General features: G+C 66.2%; 10 protein-coding genes. 1 reads left to right on the top strand and 9 read right to left on the bottom strand.

Features of this window, described 5'->3' with window-relative positions:
• Window positions 1-151: 151 nt before the first annotated feature.
• The 7 genes from ABKS89_RS01680 to ABKS89_RS01650 form a co-directional block, all read right to left on the bottom strand.
• Window positions 152-1,675 (bottom strand): malonate--CoA ligase, encoded by a 1,524-nt coding sequence (locus ABKS89_RS01680; RefSeq protein ID WP_348588598.1) that lies wholly within the window; start codon window positions 1,673-1,675, stop codon window positions 152-154.
• Window positions 1,676-1,684: 9 nt separating this feature from the next.
• The gene (locus tag ABKS89_RS01675; RefSeq protein WP_348588599.1) at window positions 1,685-3,004 is read right to left on the bottom strand and encodes a malonyl-CoA decarboxylase; all 1,320 of its coding nucleotides are present in this window, start codon (window positions 3,002-3,004) and stop codon (window positions 1,685-1,687) included.
• Between the two features lie 29 nt (window positions 3,005-3,033).
• Window positions 3,034-4,491 (bottom strand): amidase, encoded by a 1,458-nt coding sequence (locus ABKS89_RS01670; RefSeq protein ID WP_348588600.1) that lies wholly within the window; start codon window positions 4,489-4,491, stop codon window positions 3,034-3,036.
• A 176-nt stretch (window positions 4,492-4,667) separates the two neighbouring features.
• Window positions 4,668-5,663 (bottom strand): ABC transporter substrate-binding protein, encoded by a 996-nt coding sequence (locus ABKS89_RS01665; RefSeq protein ID WP_431312038.1) that lies wholly within the window; start codon window positions 5,661-5,663, stop codon window positions 4,668-4,670.
• Between the two features lie 60 nt (window positions 5,664-5,723).
• Window positions 5,724-6,530: an ABC transporter permease gene (locus ABKS89_RS01660; protein ID WP_171039373.1), complete on the bottom strand. Its 807-nt coding sequence runs from the start codon at window positions 6,528-6,530 to the stop codon at window positions 5,724-5,726.
• Window positions 6,530-7,456: an ABC transporter permease gene (locus tag ABKS89_RS01655; protein WP_138213187.1), complete on the bottom strand. Its 927-nt coding sequence runs from the start codon at window positions 7,454-7,456 to the stop codon at window positions 6,530-6,532. Before ABKS89_RS01655 ends, ABKS89_RS01660 begins: the two co-directional genes overlap by 1 nt.
• Window positions 7,457-7,468: 12 nt before the next feature.
• Complete coding sequence (locus ABKS89_RS01650; RefSeq protein ID WP_138213188.1) at window positions 7,469-8,587, bottom strand: ABC transporter ATP-binding protein; 1,119 nt, start codon at window positions 8,585-8,587, stop codon at window positions 7,469-7,471.
• Window positions 8,588-8,821: 234 nt separating this feature from the next.
• Here ABKS89_RS01650 and ABKS89_RS01645 point away from each other — a divergent pair, with 234 nt between their 5' ends.
• Window positions 8,822-9,751 carry a LysR substrate-binding domain-containing protein gene (locus ABKS89_RS01645; protein WP_138213189.1) on the top strand — a complete coding sequence of 310 codons (930 nt, stop codon included), beginning with the start codon at window positions 8,822-8,824 and terminating at the stop codon, window positions 9,749-9,751.
• Window positions 9,752-9,863: 112 nt separating this feature from the next.
• Here the strand turns inward: ABKS89_RS01645 and ABKS89_RS01640 are convergent, their stop codons facing one another.
• Window positions 9,864-10,832, bottom strand: a complete 969-nt coding sequence (locus ABKS89_RS01640; protein WP_348588602.1) for a CDP-6-deoxy-delta-3,4-glucoseen reductase — start codon at window positions 10,830-10,832, stop codon at window positions 9,864-9,866.
• 178 nt (window positions 10,833-11,010) lie between these two features.
• On the bottom strand, window positions 11,011-12,477 hold the full coding sequence (gene ubiD / locus ABKS89_RS01635; protein ID WP_138213191.1) for a 4-hydroxy-3-polyprenylbenzoate decarboxylase: 1,467 nt from the start codon (window positions 12,475-12,477) through the stop codon (window positions 11,011-11,013).
• Window positions 12,478-12,512 lie beyond the last annotated feature (35 nt).

Here is a 12,512-nt window from a genome sequence, read left to right as displayed (position 1 = left end):
GCGCAGCGATACCCATCAACACATGCGCACCGGGCAGCATGGGTATCGCTGCGCTCCACCCATCCTACGCAAGAGCACCATGCACGCGATCGCGGGCATGGCCGGCTCCTACAGGGTGACTCCGGCGCTCGTATTCGCGAGAGGCAGAACGTCAGGAATACAGCGCCTTGAACTGCTCGCGCAGCACGTTCTTCTGCACCTTGCCCATCACGTTGCGCGGCAGCGCGTCGACCACCATCACCCGCTTGGGCTGCTTGAAGCGCGCCAGCTTGCCGTCCAGCGCGGCAAGCACCTGCGCCTCGGTCGGCGCCTGGTCCTTGCTGGCCACCAGCACGGCGGTCACGCCTTCGCCGAAGTCCGGGTGCGGCACGCCGATCACCGCCGATTCGGCCACGCCCGGCAGGGTGTCGAGGATTTCCTCCAGCTCCTTGGGGTACACGTTGAAGCCGCCGCTGATGATCATGTCCTTGTTGCGGCCGACGATCTGCACGTAGCCACGCTCGTCGACGAAGCCGATGTCGCCGGTCATGAAGTAGCCATCCGCACGCAGTTCCTCGGCGGTCTTTTCCGGCATGCGCCAGTAGCCCTGGAACACGTTCGGCCCGCGTACTTCGATCATCCCCGGTTCGCCTTGCGGCAGCAGGGTCGGCTCGGCCTGGGCCGGATCAGTGATGCGCAACTCGACGCCCGGCAGCGGGAAGCCGACGGTGCCGGCGATGCGCTGGCCGTCCAGCGGGTTGGAGGTATTCATGCCGGTCTCGGTCATGCCGTAGCGCTCAAGGATCGCCATGCCGGTACGCTCGGAGAACGCCTTGTGGGTCTCGGCGGTGAGCGGCGCGGAGCCGGAGATGAACAAGCGCATGTGCGCCACCGCCTCGCGGGTCAGGCCGGGCTGGTCGAGCAGGCGTGTGTAGAAAGTCGGCACGCCCATCAGCAGGTTCACCTGGGGCAGCAGCTTGAGCATCTGCGCGGCGTCGAACTTGCTCAGGAAGAGCATCGAGCCGCCGGCCATCAGCAGGCTGTTACAGGCCACGAACAGACCATGGATGTGGAAGATCGGCAGCGCGTGGAGCAGCCAGTCCTCGGCGGTGATGTTCCAGTAGTCCACCAGAGCACGGGCGTTGGAGACCAGGTTGCCGTGGCTGATCATCGCGCCCTTGGAACGCCCGGTGGTGCCGGAGGTGTAGAGGATCGCGGCGAGATCGGAAGCGGCGCGCTCGACATCGGCGAAGCGCCCCGGCTTGCCCTGCACACGCTGCATCAGCGAGCCATCGCCGGCGTCGCCCAGAGTTTCCACGTGCGCCACGCCGCTGACTTTCGCCAGCTCCCGGGCCTGGGCTTCGAAGGCCGGCGCACAGACGAACAGCGAGGGCTCGGCATCATCGAGGAAGTAGCGCAGCTCCTCGCCGGTGTAGCCGCTGTTGAGCGGCAGATAGACCGCGCCGACGCGCAGCACGGCGAGGTACAGCATCACCGTCTCGGGGCTCTTGTCGACCTGCACGGCGACGCGGTCGCCCGGCTGCACGCCGAGCTCTACCAGCGCATGGGCGAACTGCGAGGTGCTGCGCAGCATGTCGGCGTAGCTGTAGCCGCCACCGTCCGGGGTGCGGATGAAGGGCTTGGAAAGGTCGCTGGGCAGGTGTTTGCCGACTTCGGCGAAAAGGCTCTGGTTCATGGTGAGGTCCTAGCGTTTTGTTTTCGCCGTCAGGTTGGCCAGCTTGCGCACCTCGGGTGAGGCGGTGACCGCGCCCTGGTTGGCGTAGGCTTCGTGGTTCTTTTCGATCTGGCGCAGTTCGTAGCGGTAATTGACCATCAGCCCGGCGGCCTGGCGCAGGCCGCTGGCGGAGAGGTCGCCGCGCCAGTTCAGGCGTTCCAGGCGGGCGCCGTTGCCCAGGTGGAAGCGCGCCACCGGGTCCAGCGGCAAACCTGCACCGTTGCGGGCATGCAGGAAGTATTCGGCAGCCAGCGCCAGCATCGGTTGCTCGGTGCGTGGCGGCGGCGCTGCGTCAGGCTTGAGCGCCTTGAGCAGCTCGGCGGCGGCCGCACCCAGTTGCGGGTCGTCGCCCAGGCTGTCGAGCCAGCGGCGGAAGCCGGGTACCGGCGACAGGGTGACGAACTGGCGCAGGCCGGGAATCTCCCGCGCCAGCTCCTCCACCACCTGCTTGATCAGGAAGTTGCCGAAGGAGATGCCGCGCAGGCCGTCCTGGCAGTTGCTGATGGAATAGAACACCGCGGTGTCGGGTGCTTCTGCCGACTCATCACCAGCCTTGCCCTCCAGAATCTCTGCAATCGCCCCCGGCATCGCACGGGTCAGCGCCACCTCGACGAAGATCAGCGGCTCGTCGGCCAGGGCCGGGTGGAAGAAGGCGAAGCAGCGGCGGTCGGCCGGCTGCAGGCGGCTGCGCAGGTCGTCCCAGTCCTTGATGGCGTGGACGGCCTCGTACTTGATAATCTTTTCCAGGATCGATGCCGGCGTCGACCAGTCGATGCGCCGCAGCACCAGAAAGCCGCGGTTGAACCAGGACGCCAGCAGGTGCTGCAGGTCGTGGTCCACCGCCGCCAGCTCCGGCTTGGCTTTCAACTCCTGCAGCAGCAGGCGGCGCATGGCGATCAGCTCGGCGGTGCCGCCGGGTGCCTGGTTGAGGCGGCGGAACAGCTCCTGGCGCGGCGGTTCGCTGGCCTCGAACAGCGCCGTGGTGTTGGCCGACGACGGCTCGTCGAGGTAGCGCTGGCAGGCTTGCGCCAGCGCGTCGTGAGGCGGTGCGAAGTCCTTCAGCAGGGTGTCGAAGAAGGCCTTCTGCTGCTCCTGCGGGCAGTCGCGATAGGCGCACAGCACCTGTTGCGCCAGGGCCACGCCCGAAGCTTCGCCGTGGCTGGAGATCAGCTTGTGGCAAGCCTGCGCCAGCGCCTGGGCATTGCCCGGCGCCGGCTCGCGCGATTCCAGCAATTGCCGGCCACGCTCGGTGATGCTTTGCAGCAGTTCCTGGAAGAAGCTGATATTCATGCGTCCCCCTCAGCTTGTGGATAAGTAACTCAGTCTCTCGCCAGCATCGGCGGTGGGCAGCGCTGGTACCAGCGCGAGGCCTGCTCGTAGGCGTGGGCCAGTTGCAGCACGGCCATGTCGGCCTGGTGCCTGCCGATGATCTGCAAGCCCATGGGCAGGCCCTGCTCATTGAAGCCCACCGGCACGTTGGCTGCCGGGCACCCGGACAGGGTGGCCGGGATCACCACTTCCATCCAGCGGTGGTAGGTATCCATGGTCTTGCCGGCGATCTCCTTCGGCCAGTCCCAGGTCTTGTCGAACGGGAATACCTGGGCGCTGGGCAGCAGCAGGTAGTCGTAGCGCTCGAACAGTCGGCTGATCGCTCGGTACCAGTCGCTGCGCGCGGCGGAGGCGCGGAACACGTCCATGGCGGAGAGTTTCAGGCCGTTCTCCACTTCCCAGATCGCCTCGGGCTTGAGCAGTTCGCGCTTGGCCGGGTCGGTGTAGGCCGCGCCGAGGGAGCCGGCAACCATCCAGTGGCGCAGGGTACGCCAGGTGTCCCAGAGGCGCTCGGGCGAGAATCCCATGGCAGTCTCCTCGACGTGACAGCCGATGGCTTCGAAGTCGGCGAAGGATTGGCGGCACAGCTCCAGCACGCCCTTCTCCATGGGCAGGTGGCCGCCCAGATCGCCCAGCCAACCCAGGCGTGCGCCCTTGAAATCACGCTCCAGCGAGCCTGCGAACTGCTCGCCGCTCTCGGCGATGGACAGCGGCGCACGGGCATCGCCACCGGCCTGTACCGACAACAGCAGCGCGACGTCGCGCACGCTGCGGCCCATCGGGCCTTCGTAGCCCATCTGGTCGATGAACAGGTCGGCGCTGTCGTCGAAGGGTACGCGGCCCTGGGACGGGCGGAAGCCGACGATGTTGTTGAAGGCCGCCGGATTGCGCAGCGAGCCCATCATGTCGCTGCCGTCGGCCACCGGGACCATCTGCAGCGCCAGGGCCGCCGCCGCGCCGCCGCTGCTGCCGCCGGCGGTGCGGTCGGGCGCGTAGGCGCAGCCGGTGGCACCGAAGATCGGGTTGTAGCTGTGCGAGCCGAGGCCGAATTCGGGGGTGTTGGTCTTGCCGATGATGATCGCGCCGGCCGCCTTGATGCGCTCGACCATGATGCCGTCGCGCTCGGGCAGGTAGTCGCGGAACAGCGGCGAGCCGAGGGTGGTGCGGATGCCCTGGGTCAGCGACAGGTCCTTCACCGCGTGGGGCAGGCCGTGCATCCAGCCACGGTACTCGCCACGGGCCAGTTCGGCGTCGCGCTGGTCGGCTTCGGCCAGCAGCAGGTCGTCCGGCTGCTGGCTGACGATGGCGTTGACCACCGGGTTGTAGCGCTCGATCTGGTCGAGGTGCGCCTGCATCACTTCACGGCAGGAAACCTGGCGCAGACGGATGCGCTGGGCCAGTTCGTGGGCCTGGAGCTGGACGAGTTCGTTGTGCTTATTCTGGCTCATGGAACGAGGCCTTTTTTCATCAGGGCTTCCCGCAATGGGAAGGTTCAGTCGGGTTCAACGGCCCCGCCGTCTGGCAAGGCTTCAATCGAATATCGCGTTCGCCGGGCCGCACGCTGCCGGCACGCCCACCAAAGCGGGCGCGAGCAGCGGCGGTCTGTGGCTTTCCCGGTCGGGGATCAGCGCATCAGGTTGGTCCAGATGCGGTCGGCCAGGCGGATCGCGCCTTCGCCGCAGGTCTTGCTGAACACCACCTTGGTGCCCTCGGGGATGTGCAGCTCCGGCGCATCCTTCAGGCTGGCGTCGAGGAAGGGTTCAACGCCCTTGATCGGGCTCTGGTGCTTGAGGAAGTTCTGGGTCATCGCCGAGTTCTCCGGCTGGCTGAGGAAGGCGATGAATTTCTTCGCGTTCTCCGGGTGCTTGGCGCCGGCCGGGATCACCAGGTTGTCCACCCAGGCCATCACGCCCTCTTTCGGGTAGAGGTACTTCAGGCTGGATTTCATCTCACGCGCACGCATCGACGAGCCGCCCCAGAACATCGACATGTCGACTTCGCCCGAGGCCAGGTTCTCGCGAATCGAGCCGGCCTTGGAGCTGTAGGTCTTCACGAAGGGCTTCTGGTTCTTCAGCAGGGTCAGCACCTGTTGCATCTGCTTGGGATCCTCGCTGCACAGCGGGATGCCCAGGTAGAGGCTGGCGGTGTCGATCACTTCGCTCGCCGAGTCGAACATGTTGATCTTGCCCTGCAGCTCCGCCGGCGGGGTGAACAGCACCGAGTAGCTATCGGCCGGGCCGCTGTACCTGGCGCTGTCCAGCACCACGCTGGTGGTGCCCCAGATGAAGGGCACGGCGTAGGCGCCTTCCGGGTCCCAGGTGGGCTTCTTCAGGTTGTCCTCGACGTTGGCGTAGTACGGCTGGCTGGCCGGGTCGAAGCGCTCCAGCAGCTTCTCCTGGATCAGGATCGGCACGAACTGGTGCGAGGGAATGGCCACGTCGTAGCCGGTGCCGCCCTGCTTGAGCTTGGCCAGCAGGGTTTCGTTGGAGTCGTAGGAGTCCACGGTCACCTTGATGCCGGTTTCCTTCTCGAACTTCTCGAGGATCTGCGGAGTGAAATAGCCACTCCAGCTCACCACGTTCAGTTGCTCGGCGGCGTTCACGTTGGCCACCAGGCCCATGGCCAGCGAGGCCCCTACAGCAGCGATCAGTTTGCTCATCTTCTACTCCGGTATGTGGGCTCAGGCCTTCTTCTTGCCGAGCAGGTAGGACAGGGTTACGAACAGCACGGAAACGCCGAGGATCAGGGTCGACACCGCATTCACATCGGGCGTCACGCCCATGCGCAGCAGGCCGAAGATGAAGATCGGCAAGGTGGTGGTGCCGGCCTGGGAGACCATCATCGAGATCACGAAGTTATCCAGCGAGACGATGAAGGCCAGCATCAGCCCGGAGAAGATCCCCGGCATCAGCAGCGGCAGGGTCACCTTGCGGAAGGTCCGCCAGGGGCCGGCGTAGAGGTCGGCGGCGGCCTGCTCCAGGGACAGGTCCATGTCGTTGAGACGGGCACGGATCGGCAGGTAGGCGAACGGGATGCAGAACACCGTGTGGGCGATGATCAGGTTGCCGTAGCCCAGCGACAGGCCGAGGGTGGAGAACAGCGCCAGGGTGGCGACGCCGACGACGATCTCGGGCAGCACCAGCGGCAGCATGATCGCCCCCATGGACAGGCGAAGGCCCTTGAACTTGGCCCCGCGCGAGGTGCCCAACGCAGCCAGGGTGGCGATCACGGTGGCGATCATGCTGGCGCACACGGCGATCAGCAGACTGTTGCCGGCAGCCTGGCGCAGCGCCTGGTTGGCGAAGGCGCTGCGGTACCAGTCGAGGCTGAAGCCGGTCCACACGGTGGCGGACTGGTTGGCGTTGAACGAGAGCACCACCAGCACCACGATGGGCGCGTAGAGGTACAGGTAGAACAGGAAGCTCAGGGCCCCGAAGCCACGGAAATCCTGCACACCCAGACGACGTTTAGTCAGCAGCGAGAGCATCATTCACCTCCCCGGGCGATGCGCAGGCGTTCGGCGCGCATCGCGTAGAACATCAGCACCAGCATCACGGCCCCCATCAGCACCAGCGACAGCGCCGCGCCGAAGGGCCAGTTCCGCGAGTCGCTGAACTGCCGGAAGATCAGGTTGCCGAGCATCATCTTGGTGCCGCCGCCGAGCAGCTCGGGGGCGATCATCGCGCCCAGGCACGGCACGAAGGTGAGGATGGCGCCAGCCAGGATGCCCGGACGGGCGATCGGCAGGACCACCTTGCGCAGGGTGCGGATGCGCCCGGCGTAGAGGTCCTGGGCGGCCTCGAGCAGGCGCATGTCCATCTTCTCGAGGGTGGCGTAAATCGGCAGCACCACGAAGGGCGCATAGGTATAGACCAGCCCCAGCAGCACGGCGCCGTCGGTGTAGAGCATGTTCAGCGGCTGGTGGATGATGCCGAGGCTCATCAGCGTGCCGTTGACCACGCCAGTGCCGCGCAGCAGCAGGATCCAGGCGTAGGTGCGGATCAGCAGGTTGGCCCAGAACGGCACGGTGATCAGGAAGATCAGCAGGCCGCGACGGTGCGCCGGCTGCATCGCCAGCCACACCGCCACCGGGAAGCCCACCAGCAGGGTGATCGCGGTGGTCGCCGCGGCGATGCCGATGGAGCGCAGGGCGATCATCACGTAGGAGTCGGCGAAGGCCAGGCTGTCATCGAGCTGGCGCTCGAACAGCAGCGAGACGTAGGCGTCGACGCTGAAGTGCGGGTTCACCCCGCCGTAGGGGTTGGCCTGCATCAGCGAGTAACCGACCACGATGAAGATCGGCACGATCAGGAACAGCCCGATGGAGACCAGTGCGGGCGACACGCCGAGGAAGCTGCGCAGCGCCTGGCGCCGCTCCAGCGAATTGCCGGCGGTTGTGGATAACCGGTTCATGCTCACCTCCGCTCAGTCCACCAGGACGCTGGCGCTGCCTTTTTCGAACAGCAGCCCGGCGCGTTGCCCGGCTGCCAGACGCCCACGCTGGCCGGCGCTGTTGGGCGCGCGGACAGTCAGGCGAGTGCCATCGGCAAGGCTGACCTGGTACTGCAGGTCGGTGCCCAGGTAGATCTGCTGGACCACGGTGCACGGCGTGGCGGACGGAGTGTCCTCGGCCACCAGTTGCAGGCGCTCGGGGCGGATCGACAGGGTGACCTCGGCGCCGACCTTCAAGCCTTCGCGGGCCTGGGCCTCGATCAGCTGGTCGCCGGGGAGGCGGTACTGCGCGCAGTCGCCGGTGAAGTTCTCGACCCGCGCCGGAAGGAAGTTGGTCTCGCCGATGAAGTCGGCGACGAAGCGGTTGCGCGGGTTTTCGTAGATGTCGTCCGGACGGCCGACCTGCTGCACCTCGCCCTCGGAGAGCACGGCGATGCGGTCGGACATGGTCAGGGCTTCTTCCTGGTCATGGGTGACGAAGATGAAGGTGATGCCGGTCTTGGACTGGATCGCCTTGAGCTCTTCGCGCATGGCCTGGCGCAGCTTGAGGTCGAGCGCCGACAGCGGCTCGTCTAGCAGCAGCACTTTCGGATGCGGCGCCAGAGCACGGGCCAGGGCGACGCGCTGTTGCTGGCCGCCGGAAAGCTGAGTCGGCTTGCGCTGGGCGAAGCGTTCCATCTGCACCAGGGCGAGCATCTCGCGGACGCGCTCGGCAACCTGCGCCTTGCTCATGCGCTGGCCCATCGGGTGGGACTCCAGGCCGAAGGCCAGGTTCTCGGCGATGGTCATGTGCGGGAACAGCGCGTAGTGCTGGAACACGGTATTCACCGGGCGCTCGAAGGGCGGCCGGTCGGCGATGTTCTCGCCGTAGAGCTGGATTTCCCCGGAGGTGGGGAACTCGAAGCCGGCGATCATCCGCAGCAGGGTGGTCTTGCCGCAGCCCGAGGGGCCGAGCAGGGTGAAGAACTCGTTGTCGCGGATGTCCAGGTCGACGCACTTCAGAGCGACGGGACCGCTCGCCGGGTCGCCGTAGACCTTGCGCACGGAGCGGATGGAAACCGCCGCCGTCTGCAGGCTGTGCAGGGCACTCATGGTGAAACCTCCGTACCTTCCCTTCCGCCACCAGCAGGCGGTCGGGGGATCTTGTAGTTGTTCTGGCAGGACTAGAGACGCTGGATTGCAGCGCTGGCCTTGGGTCAGGCCCAAGTTGTGATGTTGTTGAGGCGGATATTCGAAGAAAGGTGGTTGAGCGGAAAGCTCAATTTTCTTACATTCGATATTAAATAATTTAACAGCTAAAAAGCTGATACCCCCCGAGGCCTCGCCATGTCCATCCAGCGTCTTCCGCCGCTCAATGCCGTCCGCGCCTTCGAGGCTGCCGCCCGGCTGGGCAGCTACGTCGCCGCCTCGAAAGACCTGCATGTGACGCAGCCGGCCATCGGCCGTCACGTGAAGCTGCTGGAGGACTGGCTGGGCGTGCAGTTGTTCGAGCGCACCCCGCGCGGGGTGAGCCTGACGCCGGCCGGGCAGCGCTACTACGCAAAAATATCCACAGCCCTGCAGCAGATCGCCGACGCCGGCCATGAACTGGCCCCCGGCGGCACCGCGCGCTGGCTGAAGATTCTGGTGGTGCCGGCCTTCGCCAAGCGCTGGCTGATGCCGCGCCTGGAAACCCTGCGCCAGCAGCGCCCCGGCCTGAAGGTGGCGGTGGAGCCCAACCCGACTTTCACCGAAGTGGACGGCAAAAGCGCCGATCTGGGGATTGTCTACGGGCTTCCCGGCGTCTACCCGCAGTGCCACAGCACGCTGGTGCGACCGGCGGTTTTCCCGGTGTGCTCGCCCTCCTACCTCGAACAGCACGGTCCGCTGAGCAGCGTGCACGAGTTGGCGCAGCACAAGCTGATCCACGTCGACGACGGCGAATGGTGGAACCTCTGGCTGTCCACCATCGGGCTGGATTTGCGGGTGAACTCCGATGTGCTCTACGTCAGCAACGACCACGCGCTGTCCATGGCCGAGGCCGGCCACGGCATCGCCCTGGCCAACCTGGTGCTGGTGAAACACCAACTGGCCGCCGGCACGCTGGTGCGACCGCTGCCCGAGGAAGTACCGCTGGAGAGCTACCAGCTGCTGCTGCCCACCGGCGCGGTGAGTGCCGACGTGGCCTGGTTCGAGGACTGGATTCGCGCGGCTTTGCAGGAGGAGTTTTCCACCGACCTGGCGGCGCCAAACGCCGTCACGTTGCCGCAGGCGTAGACCTGTAGGAGCGAGCTTGCTCGCGAACCCGATTCCCGCAGCGGGGTTGTTCGCGAGCAGGAACTAGACGTCCCCCTCGGTCCTACGAAAAGTATACTTCGCTCGGTTTGAATCAGCCGCGCGGCGCATAGGCGAAGACGTCGGCGCGCATCTGATGCGGGTCCATGCCCGCCGCCACCAGCGCGTCCAGCGTGCCGTAGACCATCGCCGGCGAGCCGCTGGCGTAGACGCGCAGGCCGGACAGCTCGGCGAAGTCCTCGCACACCGCTTCATGCAGCAGGCCGCAGCGCCCCTGCCAGCCGCACAGGTCGCTGACGATCTGGTGCAGATGCAGGTTGGGCACGCTTTCCCACTGCTCCCAGTGCGGCAGCTCGTAGAAATCCTCCGGGCGCCGCACGCCCCAGTACAGGTGCACCGGGTGGGCAAAACCGGTGGCGCGGCAGAATTCGATCAGGCTGTGCATCTGCGCCATGCCGGTGCCGGCGGCGATCAGCACCAGCGGGCCGTCCGGCAGGTCGGCCAGGTGCGCGTCACCGAAAGGCATCTGCACGCGGGCAAAGCGGTCGCGCTGCAACTGGGTCAGCAGGTCGATGGCGCTGTTCTCGCGGGCCAGGATGTGCAGTTCCAGGTCACGCCCTTCCTGCGGCGCGGAAGCCAGGGAGAAGGCCGCCGGGTCGCTGCCCTCGCGCTCGATCAGCACATATTGCCCGGCGTGGTAGCGCGGCGGCTTGCCGGCCGGGGCTCGCAGGCGCACGCGCCAGACATCACCACCCACCGGTTCGCAGAAGGTCAGCTGGCAGGACAGCTTGCGCACCGGCAGCTCGCCGGGGGCCAGCACACCGTCCCAGTGCAGCACGCAGTCTTCCAACGGCTCGGCCAGGCAGGTGAAGAGCTCGCCGTGGTCGCGCACCTCGCCGTCCTGGCGCACGCTGCCTTCCACCAGCAGCGCCGCGCAGATATGGCAGTTGCCGTTGCGGCAGCTCTGCGGGCACTCGTAGCCCAGGCGCCGCGCACCGTCGAGGATACGTTCCCCGGGCCGCAGCTCGAGCTGGGCGCCGGAGGGTTGCAAGGTCACTTTCAAGCGCTGTTCTCGTTCTTATACAGATTGGAGCTGCTGTCGCCGGTTGCGCCGTAGGATGGCGTGGAGCGAAGCGATACCCATCATTCCCGACAGCATGGGTATCGCCTGGGCTCCACCCATCCTACGAAAAACACCTCAGTGTTTCCCAAAAACCGCAGTGAACCAGGTTGCCCGGGAGTCAATCGATGCCCAGGCTCGCCCAGATTTCGTCGACGCGGCGGGTCACCGCCGGGTCCTTCTCGATCACCCGGCCCCATTCGCGGCTGGTCTCGCCCGGCCACTTGTGGGTGGCATCCAGGCCCATTTTCGAGCCCAGGCCGGAGATCGGCGAGGCGAAGTCCAGGTAGTCGATCGGGGTGTTGTCGATCATCACCGTGTCGCGCTTGGGGTCCATGCGCGTGGTAATGGCCCAGATCACGTCGTTCCAGTCGCGGGCGTTGATGTCGTCGTCGGTGACGATAACGAACTTGGTGTACATGAACTGTCGCAGGAACGACCAGACACCCAGCATCACGCGCTTGGCGTGGCCGGGGTACTGCTTCTTCATGGTCACCACCGCCATGCGGTAGGAGCAGCCTTCGGGGGGCAGGTAGAAGTCGGTGATCTCGGGGAACTGCTTCTGCAGGATCGGCACGAAGACTTCGTTCAGCGCCACGCCGAGGATCGCCGGCTCATCCGGCGGCCGGCCGGTGTAGGTGCTGTGGTAGATCGGTTTCTGCCGGCGGGTGATGCGCTCGACGGTGAACACCGGGAAGCGGTCGACCTCGTTGTAGTAGCCGGTGTGGTCGCCGTACGGGCCTTCATCGGCCATCTCGCCGGGATGGATCACCCCTTCGAGGACGATTTCGGCGCTGGCCGGAACCTGCAGGTCATTGCCGATGCACTTGACCAGCTCGGTCTTGTGCCCGCGCAGCAGGCCGGCGAAGGCGTATTCGGAGAGGCTGTCCGGCACCGGGGTCACGGCGCCAAGGATGGTCGCCGGGTCCGCACCGAGGGCCACAGCCACCGGATAAGGTTGGCCGGGGTGCTTCTGGCACCACTCGCGGAAGTCCAGCGCACCGCCACGGTGGCTGAGCCAGCGCATGATGACCTTGTTGCGGCCGATCACCTGCTGGCGGTAGATGCCCAGGTTCTGCCGTTCCTTGTTCGGCCCGCGGGTGACCGTCAGGCCCCAGGTGATCAGCGGCGCGACGTCGCCGGGCCAGCAGGTCTGCACCGGCAGCTTCGACAGGTCGACGTCGTCGCCCTCCTCGATCACTTCCTGGCACGGCGCGTCCCGCAGGACCTTGGGCGCCATGTTGATAACCTTCTTGAAGATCGGCAGCTTGGACCAGGCGTCCTTCAGCCCCTTGGGCGGCTCGGGTTCCTTGAGGAAGGCCAGCAGCTTGCCGATCTCGCGCAGTTCGGAGACGTCCTCGGCGCCCATGCCCAGGGCCACGCGCTCGGGCGTGCCGAACAGGTTGCCGAGTACGGGAATGTCATAGCCAGTGGGCTTTTCGAACAGCAGGGCCGGGCCCTTGGCGCGCAGGGTGCGGTCGCACACCTCGGTCATTTCCAGCACCGGGGATACCGGCGCCTGGATGCGCTTGAGCTGTCCGCGCTGCTCCAGGGCAGCGATGAACTCGCGCAGGTCGCGATACTGCATGAGGGTCTCGATGGCGGCAGGATGATGCGACAGTC

The organism is Pseudomonas sp. LABIM340 (assembly GCF_040017195.2).
GTDB lineage: Bacteria > Pseudomonadota > Gammaproteobacteria > Pseudomonadales > Pseudomonadaceae > Pseudomonas.
Note: the sequence above shows the minus strand (reverse complement) of the source record. Positions and strands in the feature narration are given on the sequence as shown.